The organism is Mesorhizobium sangaii, from assembly GCF_014207355.1.
Lineage (GTDB): Bacteria > Pseudomonadota > Alphaproteobacteria > Rhizobiales > Rhizobiaceae > Mesorhizobium > Mesorhizobium sangaii.
The window spans coordinates 884,471-907,748 of the sequence record NZ_JACHEF010000002.1 but is presented as its reverse complement, the minus strand read 5'-3'; the positions used below and the strand labels follow the sequence as shown (position 1 = coordinate 907,748).

28 protein-coding genes and 1 tRNA gene are annotated in these 23,278 nt (G+C 64.4%); 19 read left to right on the top strand and 10 right to left on the bottom strand.

Translation table 11 applies throughout. From position 1 onward, the window contains the following. Positions 1-30 precede the first annotated feature (30 nt). The 3 genes from HNQ71_RS13540 to HNQ71_RS13530 form a co-directional block, all read right to left on the bottom strand. Positions 31-107 (bottom strand) — tRNA-Arg (locus HNQ71_RS13540). Positions 108-399: 292 nt separating this feature from the next. After that, positions 400-1,320, bottom strand: a complete 921-nt coding sequence (locus tag HNQ71_RS13535; RefSeq protein ID WP_184873038.1) for a DUF1003 domain-containing protein — start codon at positions 1,318-1,320, stop codon at positions 400-402. A gap of 542 nt (positions 1,321-1,862) precedes the next feature. Continuing rightward, the gene (locus HNQ71_RS13530) at positions 1,863-2,777 is read right to left on the bottom strand and encodes a D-alanyl-D-alanine carboxypeptidase family protein (protein WP_184873037.1); all 915 of its coding nucleotides are present in this window, start codon (positions 2,775-2,777) and stop codon (positions 1,863-1,865) included. 190 nt (positions 2,778-2,967) lie between these two features. Between HNQ71_RS13530 and HNQ71_RS13525 the strand changes: the two genes are divergently transcribed. The 4 genes from HNQ71_RS13525 to HNQ71_RS13510 all read left to right on the top strand — a co-directional run bounded on the left by HNQ71_RS13525 (position 2,968) and on the right by HNQ71_RS13510 (position 7,277). Next, positions 2,968-4,782, top strand: coding sequence for a methyl-accepting chemotaxis protein (locus HNQ71_RS13525; RefSeq protein WP_184873036.1), 1,815 nt, complete (start codon positions 2,968-2,970; stop codon positions 4,780-4,782). A 228-nt stretch (positions 4,783-5,010) separates the two neighbouring features. Continuing rightward, positions 5,011-6,114 (top strand): hypothetical protein, encoded by a 1,104-nt coding sequence (locus HNQ71_RS13520; RefSeq protein WP_184873035.1) that lies wholly within the window; start codon positions 5,011-5,013, stop codon positions 6,112-6,114. Positions 6,115-6,225: 111 nt separating this feature from the next. Next, positions 6,226-6,846, top strand: coding sequence for a nucleoside triphosphate hydrolase (locus HNQ71_RS13515; protein WP_184873034.1), 621 nt, complete (start codon positions 6,226-6,228; stop codon positions 6,844-6,846). An 83-nt stretch (positions 6,847-6,929) separates the two neighbouring features. Continuing rightward, positions 6,930-7,277 carry a hypothetical protein gene (locus HNQ71_RS13510; RefSeq protein ID WP_184873033.1) on the top strand — a complete coding sequence of 116 codons (348 nt, stop codon included), beginning with the start codon at positions 6,930-6,932 and terminating at the stop codon, positions 7,275-7,277. 31 nt (positions 7,278-7,308) lie between these two features. On the opposite strand, the gene HNQ71_RS13505 is transcribed toward HNQ71_RS13510, so the two are convergent. The 3 genes from HNQ71_RS13505 to HNQ71_RS13495 form a co-directional block, all read right to left on the bottom strand. Then, positions 7,309-8,013: a glutathione S-transferase family protein gene (locus tag HNQ71_RS13505; RefSeq protein WP_184873032.1), complete on the bottom strand. Its 705-nt coding sequence runs from the start codon at positions 8,011-8,013 to the stop codon at positions 7,309-7,311. Between the two features lie 118 nt (positions 8,014-8,131). Then, positions 8,132-9,340 (bottom strand): beta-ketoacyl-[acyl-carrier-protein] synthase family protein, encoded by a 1,209-nt coding sequence (locus HNQ71_RS13500; RefSeq protein WP_184873031.1) that lies wholly within the window; start codon positions 9,338-9,340, stop codon positions 8,132-8,134. 5 nt (positions 9,341-9,345) lie between these two features. Continuing rightward, positions 9,346-9,600, bottom strand: a complete 255-nt coding sequence (locus HNQ71_RS13495) for an acyl carrier protein (protein ID WP_184873030.1) — start codon at positions 9,598-9,600, stop codon at positions 9,346-9,348. A 215-nt stretch (positions 9,601-9,815) separates the two neighbouring features. Here HNQ71_RS13495 and HNQ71_RS13490 point away from each other — a divergent pair, with 215 nt between their 5' ends. The 5 genes from HNQ71_RS13490 to HNQ71_RS13470 are packed head-to-tail and all read left to right on the top strand — an operon-like array spanning position 9,816 to position 12,176. Beyond that, complete coding sequence (locus HNQ71_RS13490) at positions 9,816-10,649, top strand: urease accessory protein UreD (protein WP_184873029.1); 834 nt, start codon at positions 9,816-9,818, stop codon at positions 10,647-10,649. Positions 10,650-10,677: 28 nt separating this feature from the next. After that, the gene (locus HNQ71_RS13485; RefSeq protein WP_184873028.1) at positions 10,678-10,980 is read left to right on the top strand and encodes an urease subunit gamma; all 303 of its coding nucleotides are present in this window, start codon (positions 10,678-10,680) and stop codon (positions 10,978-10,980) included. A gap of 11 nt (positions 10,981-10,991) precedes the next feature. Continuing rightward, on the top strand, positions 10,992-11,246 hold the full coding sequence (locus tag HNQ71_RS13480; protein ID WP_184873027.1) for a DUF1272 domain-containing protein: 255 nt from the start codon (positions 10,992-10,994) through the stop codon (positions 11,244-11,246). A gap of 30 nt (positions 11,247-11,276) precedes the next feature. Further along, positions 11,277-11,864, top strand: a complete 588-nt coding sequence (locus HNQ71_RS13475) for a HupE/UreJ family protein (RefSeq protein WP_184873026.1) — start codon at positions 11,277-11,279, stop codon at positions 11,862-11,864. Positions 11,865-11,870: 6 nt separating this feature from the next. Then, the gene (locus HNQ71_RS13470) at positions 11,871-12,176 is read left to right on the top strand and encodes an urease subunit beta (protein WP_184873025.1); all 306 of its coding nucleotides are present in this window, start codon (positions 11,871-11,873) and stop codon (positions 12,174-12,176) included. 50 nt (positions 12,177-12,226) lie between these two features. Here HNQ71_RS13470 and HNQ71_RS13465 read toward each other — a convergent pair whose 3' ends face one another. Both HNQ71_RS13465 and HNQ71_RS13460 read right to left on the bottom strand, forming a co-directional pair. Continuing rightward, positions 12,227-12,721, bottom strand: a complete 495-nt coding sequence (locus HNQ71_RS13465; RefSeq protein WP_184873024.1) for a hypothetical protein — start codon at positions 12,719-12,721, stop codon at positions 12,227-12,229. 114 nt (positions 12,722-12,835) lie between these two features. After that, on the bottom strand, positions 12,836-13,219 hold the full coding sequence (locus HNQ71_RS13460; protein WP_184873023.1) for a hypothetical protein: 384 nt from the start codon (positions 13,217-13,219) through the stop codon (positions 12,836-12,838). A 179-nt stretch (positions 13,220-13,398) separates the two neighbouring features. On the opposite strand from HNQ71_RS13460, the gene ureC reads away from it, so the two are divergent. The 8 genes from ureC (at position 13,399) to HNQ71_RS13420 (ending at position 19,839) form a co-directional block, all read left to right on the top strand. Continuing rightward, on the top strand, positions 13,399-15,114 hold the full coding sequence (gene ureC, locus HNQ71_RS13455; RefSeq protein WP_184873346.1) for an urease subunit alpha: 1,716 nt from the start codon (positions 13,399-13,401) through the stop codon (positions 15,112-15,114). Between the two features lie 99 nt (positions 15,115-15,213). Further along, entirely contained in the window at positions 15,214-15,807 is a 594-nt protein-coding gene (locus tag HNQ71_RS13450) for a hypothetical protein (RefSeq protein ID WP_184873022.1), read from the top strand. 114 nt (positions 15,808-15,921) lie between these two features. Then, on the top strand, positions 15,922-16,557 hold the full coding sequence (locus HNQ71_RS13445) for a glutathione S-transferase family protein (protein WP_184873021.1): 636 nt from the start codon (positions 15,922-15,924) through the stop codon (positions 16,555-16,557). A 69-nt stretch (positions 16,558-16,626) separates the two neighbouring features. Beyond that, positions 16,627-17,232: an urease accessory protein UreE gene (locus HNQ71_RS13440; RefSeq protein ID WP_184873020.1), complete on the top strand. Its 606-nt coding sequence runs from the start codon at positions 16,627-16,629 to the stop codon at positions 17,230-17,232. Continuing rightward, positions 17,225-17,896: an urease accessory protein UreF gene (locus HNQ71_RS13435; RefSeq protein ID WP_184873019.1), complete on the top strand. Its 672-nt coding sequence runs from the start codon at positions 17,225-17,227 to the stop codon at positions 17,894-17,896. The genes HNQ71_RS13440 and HNQ71_RS13435 overlap by 8 nt, the downstream gene beginning before the upstream one ends. Continuing rightward, a complete protein-coding gene (locus tag HNQ71_RS13430; protein ID WP_184873018.1) occupies positions 17,893-18,333 on the top strand; it encodes a DUF3995 domain-containing protein in 441 nt (146 codons plus the stop codon). The genes HNQ71_RS13435 and HNQ71_RS13430 overlap by 4 nt, the downstream gene beginning before the upstream one ends. Then, entirely contained in the window at positions 18,330-18,971 is a 642-nt protein-coding gene (gene ureG, locus HNQ71_RS13425; RefSeq protein WP_184873017.1) for an urease accessory protein UreG, read from the top strand. The genes HNQ71_RS13430 and ureG overlap by 4 nt, the downstream gene beginning before the upstream one ends. A 100-nt stretch (positions 18,972-19,071) precedes the next feature. Beyond that, positions 19,072-19,839 (top strand): class II aldolase and adducin N-terminal domain-containing protein, encoded by a 768-nt coding sequence (locus tag HNQ71_RS13420; RefSeq protein ID WP_184873016.1) that lies wholly within the window; start codon positions 19,072-19,074, stop codon positions 19,837-19,839. 253 nt (positions 19,840-20,092) lie between these two features. On the opposite strand, the gene HNQ71_RS13415 is transcribed toward HNQ71_RS13420, so the two are convergent. Continuing rightward, positions 20,093-20,725 (bottom strand): HAD family hydrolase, encoded by a 633-nt coding sequence (locus tag HNQ71_RS13415; RefSeq protein ID WP_184873015.1) that lies wholly within the window; start codon positions 20,723-20,725, stop codon positions 20,093-20,095. Positions 20,726-20,982: 257 nt separating this feature from the next. On the opposite strand from HNQ71_RS13415, the gene HNQ71_RS13410 reads away from it, so the two are divergent. After that, positions 20,983-21,942 carry a sugar-binding domain-containing protein gene (locus HNQ71_RS13410; RefSeq protein ID WP_184873014.1) on the top strand — a complete coding sequence of 320 codons (960 nt, stop codon included), beginning with the start codon at positions 20,983-20,985 and terminating at the stop codon, positions 21,940-21,942. A 59-nt stretch (positions 21,943-22,001) separates the two neighbouring features. On the opposite strand, the gene HNQ71_RS13405 is transcribed toward HNQ71_RS13410, so the two are convergent. After that, complete coding sequence (locus tag HNQ71_RS13405; RefSeq protein WP_184873345.1) at positions 22,002-22,187, bottom strand: hypothetical protein; 186 nt, start codon at positions 22,185-22,187, stop codon at positions 22,002-22,004. A 110-nt stretch (positions 22,188-22,297) separates the two neighbouring features. On the opposite strand from HNQ71_RS13405, the gene gcvA reads away from it, so the two are divergent. Beyond that, the gene (gene gcvA / locus HNQ71_RS13400) at positions 22,298-23,203 is read left to right on the top strand and encodes a transcriptional regulator GcvA (RefSeq protein WP_184873013.1); all 906 of its coding nucleotides are present in this window, start codon (positions 22,298-22,300) and stop codon (positions 23,201-23,203) included. Positions 23,204-23,278 lie beyond the last annotated feature (75 nt).

The following is a 23,278-nucleotide window of genomic DNA, read 5'->3' as shown; positions in this document are numbered from 1 at the left end:
TGGGTGGCCTGGAACGGACCCTCAGGCTGCTGGCGCACCCGACAGGATTCGAACCTGTGACCTCTGCCTTCGGAGGGCAGCGCTCTATCCAGCTGAGCTACGGGTGCTTTCAGGACCGGCGATCCGGAAAACGAACCAGCCGGTGAACCGGCAAGTCACGGCTTCTTAGCGGAAGCAGGCGCTGGCTTCAACGGGCAATTGGCGATTGGCGGCGTCCTTGATGGGAGGTGGGTTGGTCCTGTCACGAGTGCCGGCTTATCGTATATGGCCCTCCCCCTCTCTGTCTCGGCTTCGCCGAGCCACCTCTCCCCCACTCGAGGGGGCGAGGAACCGGAGCTTTCCGGAGACGCGCCTGGTGACCTCAGACCGCTCCTTCCGTTCGACCTGCGCTCCGCCCTACTACCCCGCCTCGCCCCTCACCGCCCGCCGCCTGCGTGGTGCCCGCTTTGGCTTCTTGGCGCCGGTCAGTTCGTGCATGGCGTCGAGCTGCATCTGCTGCATTTCGGCCAGGCGGGTCCATTGGCGCGAGATGAGGTAGTCGAGTTTTTCGTGCAGATGGCGCACTTCGAGCTCGGCCTTGAGGTTGACGCGGTATTCGTTGAAGGAGCGCAGGCGGTCCTTGGTCTCCTGCCGCTTCTGGCTCATCATGATGATCGGCGCCTGGATGGCGGCAATGCAGGAGAGCAGAAGGTTGAGCAGGATGAAGGGGTAGGGATCGAAGGCGCCCCCCGTGCCCTCGAGCAGGTTGAGGCCGATCCAGAGCAGAAGCACGGTGCCGAACGAGATCAGGAACCACCAGCTGCCGCCGAAGGCGGCCATGTTGTCGGAGACGCGGTCGGCAAATGTCCGGTGCTCCTCGAACTCTTCCTCGCTGTTTTCCGAAATGGTGTCTTGCCTGGCGATCGATTCGACCACCTGGCGGTCGAGCTCGGAGAATTCGCCATGCTCCTGCTGGAGCAGCTCCTCCATGTAGCGCATGCGGTAGCGGCCAAGCTCGGCGCGGCTGATGCGGGCGCCGGGCGGCAGGTCCGGATGGTCGGCATGGATGCGGTCGGCGAGGCTCGGGCGCAACGTGTCGATGCGGACCAGATCGCGCTTGCGGAATTTCCGGCCCGAGATAGCCGATGGCTTTTTCTTCGGTTTGGCGTGTGATGCGCCTGGAGCCGATGGCTCCGAATCCGGCACGTCGGGCACCTCGAAGTGCTCGTCCGAACCATGTTCGGCCTCGTGCTCGCCAAGGGTCGGTGCCTCGAAATATTCGCTGCCGCCATCGTTCTGGTTTTCTGCCGCCTGCTCCGGCGTTTTCGGGACGGTGCTCATGGTGCGGGCTCCTGCGGGTGGTGCTCAGCTTGACGATACGCCTATGCCGCAACATCGCCAGCATCGCGACGGTTTTCGCAGCACTACAAGCGCTTGTGATCGATCGGAAGGGGCAGCGGCTGGCGTGGCCGAAGAATGCAGCGGCGGGATGGAAGCTCGTTCTGTAGCGATCCTTCCCACCCCCCTCTGTCCTGCCGGACATCTCCCCCTCAAGGGGGGAGATTGGCGGTTTGCTCTCACGGCACTTTTTCTTCGACGTTGGGTATTGGCGAAAGGAGTCGTGACATCCAATCTCCCCCCTTGAGGGGGAGATGTCCGGCAGGACAGAGGGGGGTGCTGCCCCGCCGACATCACACAAACTTCTGCACCGCAGCAGCGCTCTGACGTAGCGGCGTGGTTGCCGACGGCAACAAAAAACCCGCCTTGCGGCGGGTCCCAGTAGGTCAGTTGGCGCAAATCAGCACCATAGGCGAATCTATAGCACAATTGCCCTCACAGGACAATCCGTCACCGGGTGGCCGGGCGCGAATTCGGACCCCTCCTCACTGCTGCTCGGCGAACATCAGCCTTGTCCTGGTGTCGGCCATGGCGGGCGACAGGCTGCGCTGGATCAGCGCCTCGACATGGTCGTTGCGCTGGCGGGCGCTGTCGGCGCCCATCACCACGACGATCAGCTGGCGGCCGTCGGCGTCGTAGGAGGTGACGATGTTGAAGCCGGAGGCCCTGATGTAGCCGGTCTTGATGCCGTTGACGCCGCGCACGCGGCCGAGCATGTCGTTGTGGCCGCGCACCAGCCGGCCGCGGAACATGAAATCGCTTTCGGAGAAATAGTGGAAGTGCCGCGGGAAGCGGGAATGCAGCGCCATGCCGAGCACCGCCATGTCGCGCGCCGAGCTGTGCTGGTCGTCGTCGGGCAGGCCCGACGCGTTGCGGAACACGGTGCTGGTCATGCCGAGCTGGCGCGCCTTGGCGGTCATCATGGCGGCGAACTGCTCCTCCGAGCCGCCGAGATACTCGCCGACCGCCACCGCCACGTCATTGGCCGACTTGACGACAATGGCGCGGATCGCCGAATCGACGTCGATGGTCTCGCCGCGCCGGAAGCGCATCTTGGTCGGCGGCTGCGAGGCGGCGTGGTCCGACACCGGGATCTGCGTCTCCTTGGTGACCCGGCCGGACTCCAGCGCCTCGAACAGCAGGTACAGCGTCATCATCTTGGTCAGCGAGGCCGGATAGCGCTGCGCCGTCGAGTTGACCTCGAACAGCTGCTTGCCGGTCTTGGCGTCGACGACGATGGCGGCATATTTCTGCGGCGGCGCCGGCACCGCCAGCACGGCATCCGGCGGCGTCACGGTCGTGCAGCCGGCAAGCAGCGCCAACAGGGCAAGGGCCGCGAAAAGTCTCTGGACGAGCGGCAGGGGACGCGGGCTGGACAAGGGCAAGTCTGTTCTGGTCATGCTGTTGCTGAGATGAGGCGAAGCTAACGTAACCCGCCAGCTGCGTCCAACTGGTTAATGGCGGTCATACCCAGGATTGTCGTGGCCTTGGGTTCCTCGCCCCGAAATCGCCTGCTTCCTGTCTTCCCTTGCCAAAACCGCGCTTCCTGTGGGAAGGGGCGTGGCATCTGTCGGCTTGGGGGGCTTGGGCATGACGAATATCGGGGCTGGCGGCGCTGCGCCGTCGCTAATCAAGGCATCACTCAGCCGCACCGGCAAATGGGCCGGCAGCATCGCCTTTGTCGGGGGTGCTGCTTCCGACATCCTCAATCCGCTGGCGCCGTTCGCCGCCTATATCGCGCTGGTCGCCTCGGTGGCGGCGGTCATCATCGCCATCGCCATCGTTCTGCGGCTGGTGCTGGCGGCCAAGGCACTGCCGGCCCTGATTTTCGCCACCAGCGCCGCCGCCGTCGCCGGCGGCGTCTACGGCCTGCAACAGCAGACCAACTCGCAGAACGGGGTGATCGCCAGCCTGGTGCCTGCGGTGGCCGGGCTGCAGCAGTCGATGGGCATCGTCTCGGAGAAGGTGGCCAAGATCGAGCAGACCGTCACGCAAACGCAAAAGACGGTCGAAGAGGTCAAGCAGTCGACCGACACGGTGGCGAAGAACACCGACGAGATCGCCTCCACCCAGCAGCAGCAGACGCAGCAGACGGCGCAGGTGCAGAAGACCGCCGAAGAGGTGAAGAAACAGACCGAGACGCTGGCCGCCGGCCAGGCGCAGCAGCAGGCCCAGACCGAGAAGCTGCAGGCGACGACGCAGCAGATCGCCGCCTCGATCGACACAATAGCCAAGGGCTTTGCCGCGCTTGCCGTGCAAGGCGGGGCGATCGCCGAGCCGAAGCGGCCGGACGAGTTCTACCACAACGCCCGCGTCTACGAACTGTCGGGCGACATGCTCAATGCGCGGCGCTCCTATCTCGCCTTCGCCGGCTTCGATGTCGACGCCATCGATCCCTACACGCGCTTTGCCACGCTGCTTCGGGTGCAGGACGGCAAGGCCGGCGCCCGCGAGGTGTTCGGCGCCCTTTCGGACAAGGGCAAGGCGCTGTCGATCAAGCTCGTGCATATCCTGCAGTTCGACGACGCCCAGCGCCTCGACAAGCTCAACGCCTTCATCGCGGCCAATCCGGATTTCGCGCCGGCCCATTTCCTGTTGGCGCAGGAGTTCTCGGAAGGCCGCCTCGGCGCCCAGACGCTGGCCGACAAGCGCAACGAGGCCAAGGCGCTGACCAAATTCGTTTCCTACGAAAAGGATGGCGGGCTGCTCAAATATTTCGTCGACCAGACCCAGCTCGCCGACTGGCTGGACCGTAGCCGCAGCCGGCTGGCAGCACTTGGCGACGTGCTCGATCCCTCCCGCTTCGTGCCGACGCTGACGCCGATGCGCTCGAACCAGGGCTGGTCGATGACCATCTCGCTGCCGGAGCCGGCGACCGCCATCTCCTGGCGCATGGGCGACAGCGGCCCGTTCACCGACACCGGCTTCCTGGCGCTCAACGACCAGACCACCGGCAAGCCGATGCCCAATCCGAGCTTCGAGCTGCCCGGCAGCACCGTGGCCGGCACCATCGCCGTCAAATATCACGACATCAGGGGCCGCGAGACCGGCCCGTTCGACATCCGCTTCGACCCGGAGGCAGCACTCCAGCAAGGCGACAAGCAGATCCTCGACCAGTTCTGGACATCGTGGATCGCCTTCGACTCCGGCGGCAATCACGGCCTGGTCTATTTCACCCAGATGCTGTCCTACCGCTGCGCCATCAAGGAGGTGCATTACAGCCTGAATGGCGCTGCGCTCGACAAGTCGTTCGAAATACCGCCCTGCGACAAGAAGGACCCCTACGCCATTCCTTACGAGGCCAAGGGCTACATCAAGGTTGCCGACAGCGTGACGTCGATGTCGGTGCAGGTCACCTATACCGACGGCACCAAGTCGCCGGTGCGGGAATACAAACGGCAGTAAGCGCCACCCTCCCCCTTGTGGCGAGGGTCGGCGAACGGTCGGAGCGAAGTGGAGATCGTTCGACGGGGAGGGGGCCGGTCCAGGAAGACCCCCCGATCCGCTATGCGGATCGACCCTCCCCACAAGGGGGAGGGTAAGATGGCGCTGATGCGAAATGCCTCACGCGGCGCTTGCGCAAGCCGCGCCGAACGAGTTCTTGTTCCGCCCATCAGAATCGGTGAGAGCGCAATGACTATCAGCACGATCAAGGCAAAGGGCATTTCGGTCTCGCTCGACCTCACGGTCGGCCACATCGCCGACATGGTCGTCGACAGTGGCGGGCGGCAGCTGAAACCGCTGCATCGCGCGCCGTGGATCGACGAGCCGCGCGAGACGCTGCCGAAAGACCTGCCCGAGGGCACCGTCCGCCTGTCCGGCGACTTCCTCTGCGCGCCGTTTTCGCGCAGCGATGTCGAGGAGGCGCCGCTGCATGGCTGGCCGGCTAACAGCGCCTGGGATGTCACCGACAGCGCCGCGACGGACGATGGCTGGCGGGCCAGCTTCCGCTTGCGGCACAAGGTGATGGGCGCGACGGTCGACAAGATCCTGACGCTGCGCGACGACCATCCTTTCCTCTACCAGGAGCATGTGTTTTCCGGCGGCCATGGCGCGATCTCGGTCGCCCATCACCCGATGACGGCGATGACGGGCGGCGGCAGGCTGGCCTTTTCGCCAAAGCGGTTCGCCGCGACGCTGGACGATCCGCTGGAGCCGGACCCCGCACGCGGCCGCTTCATGCTGGCCTATCCGGGGCGGTCCACCGATCTCAGCCATTTCCCCGCCGCCGGCGGCGGCACGCTCGACCTGACGCAATACCGCATGGGCGACCATCGCGAGGATTTCGTCACGCTGGTCGAGGCCGATCATGGTGGGCCGGGCTGGACGGCCTTGGCGCGCCAGGCCGAAGGCGACCTGCTGCTGGTGCTGAAGAACCCGGCCGAGCTGCCGATCACCATGCTGTGGCTCAGCAATGGCGGGCGCGACTACGCGCCCTGGAGCGGCCGCCATCGCGGCGTGCTCGGCATCGAGGACGGCCGCGCTTCCGTCGGCCATGCCGCCTCGATCGGCGACAACTGGCTGAAGCGTGAAGGGGTGGCAACCGCCTTTGCGCTCGGCGAGGGCCTCAGCGTTTCCTTTCGCCATGTCATCGGCGCCATACCGCTCTCCGGCGGCGAGCCGCCGCAAGCGGTCACCACGGCGAACGGCCTCATGCGGCTGGCGGCCGGTGACTCGACCTGGGAGGTTCCCTTCGACAGCGACTTCCTGCGCATCGGCCAGCCTGTTCCAGGCTGAGTGCGCGGCATCAATGCGGATTTGAAATTTCCGCCAACTGCCGCCAAGATGTGTCCGAAATCATCATGCGGAACATGGTGGATTTGAAGCTCCTGCCAGAGAGAGGCTCTCATGTCCGAAATCGCCCATCTCGCCGCCACCATCTTCAAGCGAGCCGGCAAGGCACGGCGCTTCGTCGTCGCCATTGCCGGTCCGCCAGGCGCCGGCAAGTCGACATTGTCGGCAAGCCTGCATGACCTGCTGCCGGAGGGTGCTGTGGAAGTGGTGCCGATGGACGGCTTCCACTATGACGACATCGTGCTCGAGCGGCGCGGCCTGCGCGCACGAAAAGGGGCGCCGGAAACCTTTGATTTTGCCGGCTTCGAAACCCTGCTGAAGCGCATCCGCGCCGGTGAACCCGATATCGCCATCCCGGTCTTCGACCGCAGCATGGAACTGTCGCGCGCCGCCGCCTCGATCGTCGCCACCGAGACCAAGTTCATCCTGGTCGAGGGCAATTACCTGTTGCTCGACGAGGAGCCGTGGTCGCGGCTGGCACCGCTGTTCGATTTCTCGATCTTCGTCGACGTGCCGCGCGACGAGCTCGAGCGCCGGCTGCTCGAGCGCTGGCACGGCCATGGCCGCTCCGACGCGGATGCCCGGGCCTGGATCACCTCCAACGACATGCCCAACATCGACCGGGTGCTTGCCCGCCGCCGGGCCGCCGACCTGGTGATCGGCGTTTCGGCCTGATTCTAAGGATTCTCCAAGGGGAACCTTAAGACTTTCAGGCCGTTATCCCTCAGGCAATTCTGCCAGAAAAGGGATTCCACCCGATGGCACAAAAGGCAAGAAAGCCCGCGCCCGCCAAGGGCAAGGCGACCCAATCGAAGGCAGGCGCCGGTCCGGCGATCGCTGAGCGTTCCAAGGACGCCAAGCCGTCTTTCGGCAAGGCAGCGCCGAAGAAAGTGGTGCCGGCCGCGGCCAAGACCGCGCCGAAGGCCGCGAAGCCGAAAAAACCGGCAAGCGCCGACAACTCGGTGTCCGGCAGCGCCATGCGCACGGTCAAGGCGGCGGCCAATGTGGCGGCAGGCGCGGTTGTCATCGCAGCCAGAAGCACCGCATCGCTTGCGGCCTCTGTCATGGGCAAGGGCGGCTCGAAAGCCAAGGCGAAGGCGAAGTAGCCAGTTCTATCGAGGCCTGGCCGGCTTTGATTCATCCCTTCGCCGGGATGGTCAAGCCCTTTTGCACGGCGGGCCTGGCAAGGCCGCGTTCCAGCCAAGCCCCGACATTGGCGAAATCATCGAAGCCGACGAGTTCGCGCGCTTCGTAGAAGCCGATCAGGTTGCGCACCCAGCCGAGCAGCGAGATGTCGGCGATGGTGAAGTCATTGTCCATGATCCACCTACGGCCCTTCAGCCTGCCGTCAAGCACACCGATCAGCCGCCGCGATTCATCGCGATAGCGCTCCAGCGGGCGCTTGTCGGCGATTTCGCGGCCGGCGAATTTGTGGAAGAAGCCGACCTGGCCGAACATCGGCCCGACCGAGGCCATCTGGAAGAACACCCATTGGATGGTCTCGTAGCGCCGCGCCGCGTCCACCGGCATGAGCAGGCCGGTTTTTTCGGCGAGGTAGAGCAGGATGGCGCCGGATTCGAACAGGCCGATCGGCTTGCCGTCCGGACCGTTCGGATCGATGATCGCCGGTATCTTGCCGTTGGGGTTGAGCGACAGGAATTCCGGTGTCCAGCTCTCGTTCTTGCCGATGTTGACCAGATGCGGCTCGTAGGGCAGGCCGAGCTCTTCCAGGGCGATCGATATCTTCACCCCGTTGGGCGTCGTGGCCGAATAGAGCTGGATCTGGTCCGGATGCCTGGCTGGCCAGCGCGTTGCGATCGGAAAGGCGGACAGGTCGGCCATGGAAAACTCCTGAACGGGGATTGGCGCCGGGCGGCGCTGGCAAGAATTAGGCGGGTGACCGCTTCTGATCAATATGGCGGCGACAGTGTCGCACGGACGGTCAATGGAAACAGCCGGATCAGACGGCCTTGAAGGCCAGCACCGCATTGGTGCCGCCGAACGCGAAGCCATTGCTGATCGCCGTGCGCACCTTGCGTTCACGCGCCACGTTCGGCGTGATGTCGAGGTCGCAATCGGGATCGGCTTCGCGAAAATTGGCGGTCGGCGGCACGATGCCTTCACGGATCGCCATCACGCAGGCGATCATCTCCAGCGCACCCGATGCACCAAGGCAATGGGCATGCATGGATTTGGTCGACGACACCGACAGTTTGTAGGCATGGTCGCCGAAGACGCGCTTGATCGCCGCCGTCTCGATCTGGTCGTTGGCCTTGGTGCCGGTGCCATGGGCATTGAGATAGTCGACATCCTCGGGATTGAACCCGGCGTCGGCCAGGCAGGCGCGCATGGCGGCCGTCGGTCCTTCGATGGTTGGCGCGACGATGTCGGACGCGTCGGCGGAAAGGCCGGCGCCGGCAATTTCGGCAAGAATGGTGGCGCCGCGCGCCATGGCATGTTCGTAGCTCTCCAGCACCGCCATGCCGGCGCCCTCGCCGAGCGACAGGCCCTGGCGATCGGCCGAGAATGGCCGGCAGGTGTCGGGCGCCAGCACCCGCAATGCTTCCCAGCCCTTCAGGATGCCCCAGACCAGCGGCGCATCGGTGCCGCCGGCGACCATCACGTCGGCGCGGCCGAGCCTGATCTGGTCGACGGCCGAGGCGATGGCATGGTTGGACGACGAGCAAGCGGAGGTGACGCCGAAAACCGGACCGCGCAGGCCGAGATTCATGCTGACCTGGCCGGAGGCGGCACTGGGCATCACTTTCGGCACGGTGAAGATGCCGGCGCGGTTCTTGCCCTCGATCAGGATGGCGCGATAGTTTTCCTCGATCGCCTCCCAGCCGCAGACACCGACGCCGACGACGGTGCCCATCCGGTAGGTGGTGGCCTCGTCCGAGGCCAGGCCGGCCTGCTGCATCGCCTCCCGGGCCGCGATCACCGCCAGCAGGCTGAAACGGTCCATCGACACCAATTGCTTGCGGTCGATGCCGTGATCGGGAAGCGTCTTGATTTCGCAACCGACCTTGATCTTCAGGTCATGCAACTGCGGACTGGTGATCGGGCCGATGGCCGAGCGCCCGGCGCGCATTTCATTCCAGATCGCAGGCGCGTTGGTGCCAAGCCCGCAAATACCGCCCATGCCGGTGATGACAACGCGCTGCCGCATTCAGGTCAGGCTTTTTTCGCGATCAGCGCGCGAACAGCTTCCACCATGTCGCCGACATTCTTCAGATTGCTCCAGGCATCGACCGTGTTCATCTCGATCTCGATGCCATAATCTTCCTCGAGATCGAAGATGATCTCGGTCAGCTCGAGCGAATGGATACCAAGCGAGGTCAATTCAGTGTTGGTCGTGATTTCTTCGCCGCCCGGCTCGGCATGAGCCTTGATCTTCGCGATGATATCCGTTGCCAGCTGGTCGGCCATTCGGTTTCTTCCCCACTATGTCGCGTTTCCCGACGCCAATTGAGCAGCGCCTCTTTTTCTCCCGGTATCAAGCCGCCGTCTTCGCTCTATACCCCCGCCAAGCGCTGCATGACCGTACCAAGGTGGTTCCCTCTATAGAAACCGAAACGTTGTCAAGCAACAAGCTATATCAAGCCATGCATCGACAAAGGCGCCGGAGTGCTTAACGTGCTGGCATGGATAAGATCGAACATGGCAGGATTTCGACGCAGCGCGCCGCGGGCGCGGCTCGGCTTTCCTGCGCTGTCGTCGACGGTCGCACGCGGCTGCGGCGCCTCTATCAGGACGGTGCCGCCAAGATAAGGATGCCGGCGGTCTCGGCCGATCCCCTCGAAGCGGTGCTGATCAACACCGCCGGCGGGATGACCGGCGGCGACCGTATCGCCTGGGACGTGGATGTCGGCGCGGCGGCCTCGGCATCGATCACGACCCAAGCCTGCGAGAAAATCTATCGGGCAGCGTCCGACCGTGCCGAGGTGCGGGTCAAATTGTCGGTCGGTGAAAACGGCCGCATCGCCTGGCTGCCGCAGGAAACCATTGTCTTCGACCAGGCGGCGTTCGCCCGCACGCTCGACATCGAGCTTGCGGTCGGGGCCGAGGCGCTGGTGCTGGAGGCCACCGTCTTCGGCCGCCTGGCCATGGGCGAACACGTCAGCCTAGGGAATTTCCATGACCGCTGGCGCGTCCGCCAGGACGGCGAACTCATTCATGCCGAGGATTTCCGCATCGGACCCGATATCGCGGCCACGCTCGACCGCCCGGCGATTGCCGGCGGCGCGGTCGCGATGGCGACGCTGCTGCTGGTGTCGCCGCGGGCCGAGGCCCTGCTCGATCCGGTTCTGGAGATCGTCGGCGACCAGGGCAGCGCCAGTGCCTGGGGCGTGAGGAAATCTGGCAAGCTTCTTGCGAGGCTCTACGCCGGAGACGGCTATCGGCTCCGCCAGCGGCTGGTTCCGCTGGTCGAATTGCTCAACGGAAAGGCTGGGTTGCCTAAATTATGGTCACTGTAAGTCTGTCTATGCCAGTCCAGGGAAGCGCATGAACCTGACGCCGAGGGAAAAGGACAAGCTGCTGATCGCCATGGCGGCGATCGTGGCGCGCAAGCGGCTCGAGCGCGGCATCAAGCTCAATCATCCGGAAGCGATCGCGCTGATCACCGATTTCGTCGTCGAGGGTGCCCGCGACGGCCGCCCGGTAGCCGAATTGATGGAGGCCGGCGCCTATGTCGTGACGCGCGCGCAGGTGATGCAAGGCATCGCCGAGATGATCCATGACGTGCAGGTCGAGGCGACATTCCCCGACGGCACCAAGCTGGTGACCGTGCACGAACCCATCAGGTGAGGTGAGAAAAGATGCTTGAGCTGCGTCCCAATTGCGAATGCTGTGACAAGGACCTGCCGCCGGAGGCCGCGGACGCGCTGATCTGCACCTTCGAGTGCACCTTTTGCGCCGACTGCGTGGAACACATCTTGGGCGGCACCTGCCCCAATTGCGGCGGCAATTTTTCGGCGCGGCCGATCCGCCCGCCGGCGATGCTGAAGAAATATCCCGCTTCGACCAAGCGCGTTCTCAAAGCTGAAGGGTGCGGGTCCCGCAAGGCCGCGTGACCACCACCTCGCAAACGAAAGGCAAATAGAATGATGTCCGCCAAACGCCTGTGCCTGTCGGCGATCCTGCTCTTGGCAGCAGTCATGCCGGCCTATGCCCATGTCGGCATCGGCACGACCTCCTCCTTCATGGCCGGCTTCATGCACCCGCTCTCCGGCCTCGATCACATGACGGTGATGATCGCAGTTGGCCTGTGGGCGGCGCTCAAGGGCGGCAAGGCAGTCTGGGCCTGGCCGGCGGCTTTTGTCGGCGTGATGCTGGTCGGCGGCGGGCTCGGCATGCTGCATATGCCGCTGCCGTTCGTCGAACCCGGCATATTGGCGTCGGTCGTGGCGCTCGGGCTGCTGGTGGCGCTGGCAGTCGATCTGCCGGTCTCGGCCGGCGTCGCCATCATCGGCCTGTTCGCGCTGTTCCACGGCCACGCGCACGGCACCGAGGTGCCGGAAAATGCCGGCGGGCTGGAATATATGGCCGGCTTTGCCATCGCGACAGTGCTGCTGCATGCCACCGGCATCGCTGCCGGGCTCGGCCTTGGCGTCAGGTTCCGTGGCCTGGCCCGCGCCGCCGGCGCGGCCTGCGCGGCGGTCGGTGTCGGCCTCGTCTTCGGCGTGTTGTGAGGCACGATGATCCCGGGCGAAATCATCACCAAGGACGGCGACATCGAACTGAACAAGGGGCTGCCCACTGTCACCCTGAAAGTGGCCAACAGCGGCGACCGGCCGATCCAGGTCGGCAGCCACTACCATTTCTTCGAGACCAATGAGGGGCTGAGATTCGACCGCGACCGGGCGCGCGGCATGCGCCTCGACATCGCCGCCGGCACGGCCATGCGCTTCGAGCCTGGCCAGGAGCGCGACGTGACGCTGGTGCCGCTTGGCGGCAAGCGTGAGGTCTACGGATTTCAGCAGAAGGTGATGGGCAGGCTGTGAGATCGATGGCGTCTCATGCATGTCGGCCAAGAATAATTGGCGATTTCCACTCAGTCCGACGGCTTGGCGGCAGCGTAGATGACGATCTTTCCAGGATCGTCGAATTCGACGGCGAGGACATCCTGCGCAAGCACGCGCCGCGACTCGATGGCGTTGTACAGCAGCGCGTTGCCCTCGATCTCCCTGCGCAGCTCGGCAATGTCGTCCTGATGCTGTTTGACCTTGCTCTGGATCACCGGCGGTGGGCCGCCTTCGCTGCGCGCCGCGTCGGTGAGGAGCACGATCTCGACCTTGTCGAGCTTGGACGTCTTGCGCACCGTGCCGATGTTTTCCCGCGTCCGGTCGATCGCCGTGTTGACGTTGCGGGCTTCGGCGGTGGCATTGGCCTCTTCCTGTTTGACTTCCGAGCCGACGATACGGTTGACGGTCTCCGGGCTTTCCAGTCCCTGCGCTTTCAGCGCGGCGTCGGGGAGGCTCACCGACAGAAACGCAGTCGCTGCAATGGCATGCAGCCATCGGGCGTCGGGCAAGATGGTGACGGTCATCGCTCACTTTCGCGACTTGTTTCGACACTCAAAAGGCGAAACGGATCCAGCCCTGCCAAGGTTCCTTTCCTTCTGCAGCCGGCGGGCCGGACGCCGGCCCGCCGCGCTGCATCATCAGCTCGCCTTCTTGGTGATCAGGGTCAGCGCGCCATTGGGCTGCATGCTGGCGGCGACGACCTGCGCCGAGCTAAGCCCCTTGGCTTCGAGCGCGGACTTCACCTGGGGCGTGGCATCGATCGAGCTGCGCAATTTCTGCAGGCCGGCGTCGCCACGCTGGGCGATCACCTGGTTGACCTGCGTCTGGGTGTCCTTCGGCAGCTGCGTGATGTCGACGATGTTGACGCTCTGGATCGTCGGCGCGGCCGGCTGAGCCTTGGGCGCGGCCGGGGCAGGCGTAGTCGGCGCCGGAGCGGGCTGTTGCCCGGGTTGCTGCTGGGCACTGGCGGCGCCCGCCATCATCAGCGTGGCGGCGGCGGCAATCAATATCGTCTTGCGCATGGATTTTCCTTCCATCGATTTGGCAAACGGTCGGTTTGGGGTTACGCCCTAACCTCAACCGTCAAATCGGATCAGAAGGTGTCGGCCAGCGGGTCATTGCGTGACCATTGGATGGCGACAATGTGCAGCCGCGCTTCAATCAAATCACATTTCGGCAAACCACATTTCGGGAGCAATCGCTGATGGCCAGAGTTACCCGCGCCGCCTATGCGCAGATGTATGGCCCGACCGTCGGCGACCGGGTGCGGCTTGCCGACACCGAACTGTTCATCGAGGTCGAGAGAGATCTCACCACCCATGGCGAGGAAGTAAAATTCGGCGGCGGCAAGGTGATCCGCGACGGCATGGGCCAGAGTCAGGTGTCACGGGCGCAAGGCGCGGTCGACACCGTCATCACCAATGCGCTGGTGGTCGATGCCAGCGCCGGCATCTTCAAGGCCGATATCGGCCTGCGCGACGGCCGCATCGCGGCAATAGGCAAGGCCGGCAATCCGGACATGCAGGATGGCGTCACCATCATCATCGGCCCGGGCACCGAGATCATTGCCGGCGAGGGCAAGATCCTGACCGCCGGCGGCTTCGATGCGCATATTCACTTCATCTGCCCGCAGCAGATCGAGGAAGCACTGATGAGCGGTATCACCACCATGCTCGGCGGTGGCACCGGCCCGGCGCACGGCACACTGGCCACCACCTGCACGCCGGGGCCATGGCACATGGCCCGCATGATCCAGTCCTTCGACGCCTTCCCGATGAACGTCGGCCTGGCGGGCAAGGGCAACGCTTCGCTGCCCGCTGCACTCGAGGAAATGGTGCTGGGCGGCGCCTGTTCGCTGAAGCTGCACGAGGACTGGGGCACGACACCGGCGGCCATCGACTGCTGCCTGTCGGTCGCCGACGATTACGACGTGCAAGTGATGATCCACACCGACACGCTGAACGAATCCGGTTTCGTCGAGAACACCGTGGCCGCGATCAAGGGACGGACCATCCATGCCTTCCACACCGAGGGCGCCGGCGGCGGCCATGCGCCTGACATCATCAAGGTCTGCGGGCTGCCTAACGTCATTCCGTCCTCGACCAATCCGACCCGGCCCTACACGGTCAATACGCTCTCCGAGCACCTCGACATGCTGATGGTCTGCCATCATCTGTCGCCGTCGATCCCCGAGGACATCGCCTTCGCCGAAAGCCGCATCCGCAAGGAGACCATCGCGGCGGAAGACATTTTGCACGACATCGGCGCGTTCTCGATCATCTCGTCGGACAGCCAGGCCATGGGGCGGGTCGGCGAGGTGGCGATCCGCACCTGGCAGACCGCCGACAAGATGAAGCGCCAGCGCGGCGCACTGCCGCAGGAAACCGGCAACAACGACAATTTCCGCGTCCGCCGCTACATCGCCAAATACACGATCAATCCGGCCATCGCGCATGGGCTGTCCAGGGATATCGGCTCGGTCGCGGTCGGCAAGCGTGCCGACCTGGTGCTGTGGAACCCGGCCTTCTTTGGCGTCAAGCCGGATATGGTGCTGATCGGCGGCATGATCACTGCTGCCCCAATGGGCGATCCCAACGCCTCGATCCCGACGCCGCAGCCGATGCACTACCGGCCGATGTTCGGCGCCTATGGCAAGGCCAGGACCAACTCGTCGGTGACCTTCGTCTCCAAGGCGGCGCTCGAGTCGGGGCTGCATGGCAGGCTCGGTGTCGACAAGCAGTTCGCCGCTGTCGAGAACACCCGGGGCGGCATCGGCAAGCATTCGATGGTGCTCAACGACGCCATGCCGCATATCGAGGTCGATCCCGAGACCTACGAGGTCCGCGCCGACGGCGAGTTGCTGACCTGCGAGCCGGCGACGGTGCTGCCGATGGCGCAGCGGTATTTTCTGTTCTGATGCGGAATTGGCTAGCGAGCCGACCGGTGCAATATCCGTTGCGGCCCCTGGTGGCACGCAGCAATATGCGGCCGACAAACAGCTCCGTTGTAATCAAGCATGGCCACCGAAATCGCTTCCGCCCACGACATCTTTCCGCATATCCGCATCGTCATGGGCATGGTGATCGGGCTTGGCGTCGCCCGCCTGCTGTCGGGGGTGGCGCGCATCGTCCAGCATCCCGGTCAGTACCGGCTCTATCCCGTGCATCTGGCCTGGGTCGCCTCGGTGCTCCTGATGCTGGTGCATTTCTGGTGGTGGGAGTTCGGTCTCTACGCCATCGAGACCTGGACCTTCGGCAAGTACCTGTTCATCATCTTCTACGCCATCACGCTGTTCCTGCTCTGCGCACTTTTGTTTCCGGATTCGATGCTGGACTACACCAGCTACGAGGATTTCTTCTATTCGCGCCGGGCCTGGTTCTTCGGCCTGCTGGCGACGACCTATCTGCTCGACGTGGTCGACACGCTGCTCAAGGGCCCGGAGCATTTTGCGCGCTTCGGCAACGAATATCTGTTCCGCACGCCGGTCTTCGTCGCGCTGTGCATTGGCGCGATCCTGGTGCGCGACCGCCGCTTCCACATCGCCTTCGTCGCGGCCGCACTCGTCTATCAGATATCGTTCATCCTGCGGCTCTTCGACACGATTGTCTGAACTACAGCGCCGCGCGTCGTTCCGACGCGCAAAGGACGCTGTAGCACTTTGACAGGTGCCCATTGGGATGGCGTTCGGGATCATCTAAGCTGCTCGGGAAAGGCAGGTTTGCGCATGTACAAGGCCGTCGGATCGCGTGGATCCCGGGTCAGCCGCGTTCTTTGGATGCTCGAGGAACTCGGGCAGCCCTATGAATTCGTCGAGGTCAAGCTGCGCTCACCGGAAGCCTATGCGCTCAACCCGTCGGGCAAGGTGCCGATCCTGATCGACGGCGAGCTGACGGTGACGGATTCGGCGGCGATCTGCGTCTATCTCGCCGACAAGCACGCGGACAAGGGCATGGGCGCCAGTCCGGGCGTGGCCGGGCGTGCCGAGATGGATTCCTGGATGCATTTTGCCCAGAGCGAGTTTGAAGCGCCGTTGTGGAACAAGCTGCGCCATCGCTTCCTGCTGCCGAAGGAGGTGCGGGTCGATGTCGGCCCCGCGGCGGCTTACGACTTCGCCTCCGAGCTCAAGGCGCTGGATGGGCGATTGGGCGACAGACCGTTCGCACTGGGCAACCGGTTTTCGGCCGTCGACGTACTGCTCGGCGATATGGGCGGCTGGGCCCGCGCCGGGCGGTTCCCAATCGAGTCCGAGCGCGTCAACGCCTATTTCGACCGCGTGCTGACGCGGCCCGCCCGTGCAAGGGCGCAGGCCAATGCATCGGCCCGAAAATCGGAATCGATTTTCGGAAAGCACGATGCATAGATTCAAAAATGTTAGAGCGTCCTTTGCGCGTCCAGAGGACGCGCGGCACTCTATTGGGGGATCCATGGAATGAAGCTCGATATCCGCACCGACTTCACCAAATTTCCCCGCGCCGTCTCGGTGTTGACCGCCGGCAATGCCGGGACCACGGCACCATCCGGCCGTGCCGTTCTCGCCCATGACGAGCGGCATCTGCGCCGCCGGGCGATCGAACTTGCCGACGGCAGCAAGGTGCTGGTCGACCTGCCCGAGCCGGTCGCCCTGAACGATGGCGACCGGCTGGTGCTGGAGGATGGCCGCCACATCGAGATCATCGCGGCACCGGAGGATGTCTACGACATCCGCGCTCGCGACGGTGTGCATCTGGCCGAGCTCGCCTGGCACATCGGCAACCGCCATCTCGCCGCAAGCATCGAGGCCGGGCGCATCCTCATCCTGCGCGACCATGTCATCAAGGCGATGCTGGAGGGGCTGGGCGCCACGGTGACCGACGTCTCCGAGCCGTTCAAGCCGGTGCGCGGCGCCTATTCCGGCCACGGTGGGCACAGCCATGATCACGGCCATGCGCACGCCGAGGCGCACGCGCACAGCCATGGTGAAGCGCATTCCCACTCGCACAGCGAATCCCATTCCCATTCGCATTCCCACGCCGGCCACCACCACGATCATGAGTGACCAGCCTTCCAACATCGCGCTTTTGCGATTGATGGCGTGGCTGTCGCCGGCCTTTCCGGTCGGCGGCTTTTCCTACAGCCATGGTCTCGAACGCGCGGTGCATGACGGGCTGATCGCCGATGCGGAAAGCGTCGCCGGGTGGCTGGAAACGCTGGTCGAGATGGGCTCGGGCTGGAACGATGCGGTGCTGTTTGCCGAGAGCTGGCGGCGCGCCCGCAACAACGGTGATCTCGACGAGATTGCGGCACTTGCCGAGGCGCTCGCCGGTTCGCGCGAGCGCCACACCGAGGCCATGCTGCAAGGCGCCGCCTTCCTGAAAGCGGCGGCGGCCTGGCCCAGCCCCGTGCTGGAGCGCCTGCCGGCCGAATGCGGCTATTGTGTCGCCGTCGGCGCGATCGCAGGCGGCCATTCAATTGCGCTTCAAGATGCGCTGTCCGCCTTCCTGCAAGCCTTCTTCTCCAACCTCGTCCAGGCCGCGATCCGGCTCGGCATCGTTGGCCAAAGCAAGGCCACCGTACTGCTTGCCGGCTTCGAACCGCTGGCGTTGTCGACCGCCGGCCGCGCCGCGCGCTCGACGTTGGACGATCTCGGCGGCTGCGCCCTTGTCTCCGAAATCATGGCGATGAAGCACGAAACCCAGTATTCGCGGTTGTTCCGTTCATGATTTTTCTCGCCTTCGCACTATCCTTCGTCCTGCTGCTGATCACGGCGCTGCATGTCTATTGGGGCATTGGCGGCATCTGGCCGGGCCAGGATGCGGCCTCATGCGCCCGCGCCGTCGTCGGTTTTCGCGGCGTCGATGAAATGCCGACACCGTTCGCCAGTTTCGCGGTTGCGGCATGCCTTGCCCTGGCGACACTGTGGCCGCTGGCGCTGGAAGGCGTCTTTGCCTCGCCCTTTCCCAGGGAAGGCCTCGCCGCCACGTCGCTGCTCATCGGACTGGTGTTCCTGGGTCGCGGCATTGCCGGCTTCACGCCATGGTGGCGGCGGCTGGCGCCGGAGCAGCCTTTCGCGCGGCTCGACCTGCGCTATTACTCGCCGCTGTGCCTGTTGATCGGGCTCGGCTTTGCCATCCTCGCCATCACGGAGTTCCCCGCATGACACAGAAAAATGGCCCGCTGCGCGTCGGCATTGGCGGCCCGGTCGGTTCGGGCAAGACGACGCTGACCGAAAAACTGTGCAAGGCGCTGCGCGACGAATTCTCGATCGCCGTGGTGACCAACGACATCTACACCAAGGAAGACGCCATGATGCTGGCCCGGCTGCAGGCGCTGCCGGAGGATCGCATCATGGGTGTCGAGACCGGTGGCTGTCCGCACACCGCCATCCGCGAGGATGCCTCGATCAATCTGCAGGCGATCGCCGAGATGAACAAGAAATTCCCCGATCTCGACATCGTCTTCATCGAATCCGGCGGCGACAACCTCGCCGCCACCTTCTCGCCTGATCTCGCCGACCTGACGCTCTATGTCATCTCGGTCTGCCAGGGCGAGGAGATCCCGCGCAAGGGCGGGCCGGCGATCACCCGCTCCGATTTCCTGGTCATCAACAAGAGCGATCTGGCGCCTTATGTGAACGTCAATCTCGATGTCATGGAGAGCGACGCCAGCCGCATGCGTGGCAAGCGGCCATTCGGCTTCACCGACCTGTCGCGCGGCAAGGGACTGCGGGAGGTCATCGACTTCATCGTCGAGCATGGCGGCCTGCGGGCGGGTGCCGCCGCCAGCACGGCGACATAGCAAGAAGATCGGCGTCCGGCGTCGGTCGCTGTACCAAGCGAAAGCGGTTGCGAGGCTGGGCCGGTCGCTGCATTCTCGCCTCTTTCACGGAGTGTCCTCGATGAGCATCGCCCGCCTGCAAAAGGAAACGCTGACCAACCTGCCCTTCTACGAGGAGCGCGTCGATCTCGCCTGTGCCTTCCGCTGGACGGCGCGGCTTAACATGCACGAGGCGGTGGCCAATCATTTCTCGCTGGCGGTCAACGACGACGGCACGCAGTTCCTGATGAACCCCAACCAGGTGCATTTCTCGCGCATCAAGGCGAGCGACCTGCTGATGATCGACGCCAACGATCCGGGTACACTGTCAGGCCCGAACGCGCCCGACCCGACCGCATGGGGGCTGCACGGCGCGATCCATCGCAATGTCGCACACGCGCGCTGCGTCATGCATGTGCATTCCATCCACGCCACGGTGCTGGCCTCGCTCGCCGATTCTCGCCTGCCGCCGATCGACCAGAACTCGGCGATGTTCTTCAACCGCCATGTCGTCGACGCCCATTATGGCGGGCTGGCCTTCGAGGAAGAGGGCGAACGCTGCTCGCAGCTTCTCGTCGATCCCAAGGTCAAGGTGATGGTGATGGGCAATCACGGCGTGCTGGTCATCGGCGACACGGTCGCCGATGCCTTCAACCGGATGTTCTATTTCGAGCGCGCCGCCGAGACCTACATCAAGGCGCTGTGGACAGGCCGCCCGCTGCGCACGCTTTCCGACGCGATTGCCGAGAAGACTGCAAGCGAGATGGACGACTATCCCGGCCAGGCCGAGCGCCATCTCAGCGAGTTGAAGGCGATCCTCGACGAGCAGGAACCGATCTACCGGAACTGAGCATCACGGGTTCCTGGCTGGCGCCTGTTTCGTCGTGAGAAGGACTTTCAGCGTCGCGCCGCCCCTCATTGCCCTGCCGGGCATTTCTCCCCGTATAGTGACGGGGAGAAAGGTCGCTGTCACAGACGGTTTCGCCAATCATCAACGTTGAAGAAAGAGCACCAAGGTGCGGCAAGTCCCTTCTCCCCGTCACTATACGGGGAGAAGGTGGCGGCAGCCGGATGAGTGGCGGCGCCGACGTTTGTGAGTTCGATCAGAGAGCCAGTTCTTTCCGCAATTCCTCGGCACTGTTGATGACGATAGCTCCGGGCGGTCCTTGCATCGGCTTTTCCGGCCAGAAGATCGTCTTCATGCCTGCCGCCAGCCCCGCCATGGCGCCCGGCCAGCTGTCGTCGATCGCTACCGCCTGCGCGGGAGCGACGCCAGCGAGATACGCGGCGCGCAGGAAGGGTTCGGCGTGCGGCTTGCCCTCGCGCACATCGTTGCGGCTGATCGTCTTCATGCCGGGATAGGTCAGCCCGACCATGCGAAGGTTGGCGTCGACGATCATGCGGTCCGAATTCGACACCACGGCTTGCGCCACGCCCCTTGCCCGCAAGTCGTTGAAGATCTCGATCGCACCGGGGCGCGGCTGCAAGCGCTCGACCAGCGGCAGATAGTGTTCGTATTTGCGGATGATCCAGTCGTCGAAGGGCAGGTCCAGGCCGAACTCGTCGCGCATCATCTCATAGACCGGCCAGGCGGCGACTCCGAGCACGCGCTCATGCAGGTCGGTCGGCGGGACGAGGCCGACATTGCGCATCGCCGCCACCAAAGCGGCCTCGTGCAGCGGTTCGCTGTCGACCAGCGTGCCGTCCATATCCCAGAAAACCGCTTTCGGCGTCATGCAAGGCTCCTTTTTGCGATCCCTTAAAGGGTTTACGCGGGGAGATAAACCTTCGGGATCGCAGAACGTGCCGCCTGTCGGAGCCGAAACCGATGGTCTTTGTCCGGCGCAATCCTCGTCGGAGGCGGAAATCTTCGCGCCGCGTATGCCGAGGGTTGCAAGCAATTGCCCTTGAGATAGACAATTGCGCAGCAGCCCGTTCCCTGCAAGAGTAGGAACGGACCGCGCTCATGACCGGCGGTTTCGGGAGGCAGGACGTGAGTACCCGGCAAGATGGCGGCAGCAACAGGCTGGACGACGCGGCACGCGCCGGCTGGCTTTATTATGTTGCCGGCAACACGCAGGACCAGATCGCCACCACGCTCGGCATATCGCGGCAGACGGCGCAGCGGCTGGTGTCGCTGGCGGTGTCGGAAGGCTTGATCAAAGTCCGTGTCGACCATCCGATCGCCAACTGCCTCGATCTGGCGGCGCGCTTGAGATCGCGCTTCGCGTTCGACCTGGTCGAAGTGGTTCCGAGCGATCCCAATTCGTCTTCCACCACCATCGGCATCGCCGAGGCGGCCGCGGCCGAGATCGAGCGGCGGCTGCGCTCGCCGACGCCGATCGTCATGGCGATAGGCACCGGACGCACGCTGAAGGCGGCGATCGAACAGCTGCCGCCGATGGAATGCCCGCAGCACAAGGTGGTGTCCTTGACCGGCAACATCTCGCCGGACGGCTCGGCCGCCTTCTACAACGTCATCTTCACCATGGCCGACAGGGTCAAGGCGCGATCCTTCCCGATGCCGCTGCCGGTCATCGCCTCTTCGCCGGAGGAGCGCGAGATGCTGCTCAACCAGCCGATGATCCAGCCGACGCTGGCGCTGGCCGCCGAGGCCGACGTCACCTTCATCGGCATTGGCGATCTCGGCCCCAAGGCACCGCTCTATGAAGACGGTTTCATTTCCGAAAGTGAGCTGAAGGCGCTACAAAAGGCCGGCGGCATCGCCGAAATCGTCGGCTGGGTATACGATCGCGAAGGCCGCATGATCGAGGGCATCACCAACGACCGAGTGTCATCGGCTTCGCTGCCATCGCGCGAAAAATCACTGGTGATTGCACTGGCGATGGGCGAACGCAAATTGCCGGGTATCCTGGCGGCGGCCAACCGGCGGCTGATCAACGGCCTCATCACCGACGAGCGGACGGCGGCTGCCCTGCTGGCCAGCGTCTGACCAGGCTGCCATCGATCGCAGGACGCCGGCGCGACTGATTTCGGATAAAACCAGCCGGACTATTGGCCCCGCCCGAAAGGGTCGTTGCCGTCGAGGAAGCCGACGTCGCGCTGCAGATGCGGCGACAGGTCCCTGATGTCGAGATGCGCCTTCCTTTTTGTCGCGAACCAGCCGAATCCGTCCGCAAGCCACGAAATCCAACGATGATCTGGGGTGGGAGTGCACTTTTGCTGCGCCATGGTCATGATCGTCAACCTTCGCTATCCTGAACCCGAATGAACGGTTGACTCTGAATGTCGGTCTTGCCGGCCGGCTTTGCCAATCGAACATCTGTTATGGCCCATAAGGAGGCTTTATGCCTGACCTCAGCTCGCGACAGCTCTCGCAACTCCCGCCGCTGCAAGCGATCAGGGTGTTCGACGCGGTGGCGCGGCATCTTTCCTTCACCAAGGCCGCCGAGGAGCTCGCCATGACGCAGGCGGCGGTCAGCTATCAGATCAAGGTGCTTGAGGAGCGCGTCGGCGCTCCATTGTTCCTGCGGCGGCCGCGGCAGATCGTGCTGACCGAAGCCGGACAGCGCCTTGCCCCGGGTGTCAGCGAAGCCTTTGCGCTACTTGGCCAGGCCTACGCCGCGGCGCGTGGCGGTGCCGACGGGCTTTTGTGCGTCACCACGGTGCTGACCTTTGCCTCGAACTGGCTGGCGCACCATCTTGGCTCCTTCCAGATCGCTCATCCCTCCCTTGCCGTACGGCTCGAGACGTCGAGCCGCCTGACGGACTTCGCCCGCGAGGATGTCGATCTTGCCATCCGTTCGGGCGGCGGCAAATGGCCGGGACTGGAAGCCCACAAGCTGCTCGATGCCGATTTCACGCCGATGCTGAGCCCCAGGCTCGCGGCGAGCATCGGCGGTATCAACGAACCGGCCGACCTGTTGCGACTGCCGATCCTCGATCCCGGCGACATCTGGTGGACCGAGTGGTTTTCGGCTGCCGGCGTCAACTCGCACGACCTTGCCAAACGGCCCGGCAGCAGCATGGGCGCGCAGGCCTATGAGGCTAATGCAGCCATCGCCGGCCATGGCGTGGCGATCCTGACCCGGGCGCTGTTCAAGGCGGAACTGGCCGATGGCCGGCTGATCCAGCCTTTCGACCTGGTTGGCGACGATGGCCACGCCTATTGGCTGGTCTATCCCCAGGCGCGCCGCAACGTGCCGAAGATCCGCGCCTTCCGCGACTGGCTGCTGGCCGAAATCGCCTGCTGACAGGCAAGCCCCTCGGCAAGCAATCCTGCCGACCTTCGGTCCTGTCGCCTTAGTACCTGGCGACCGACGAAGTCG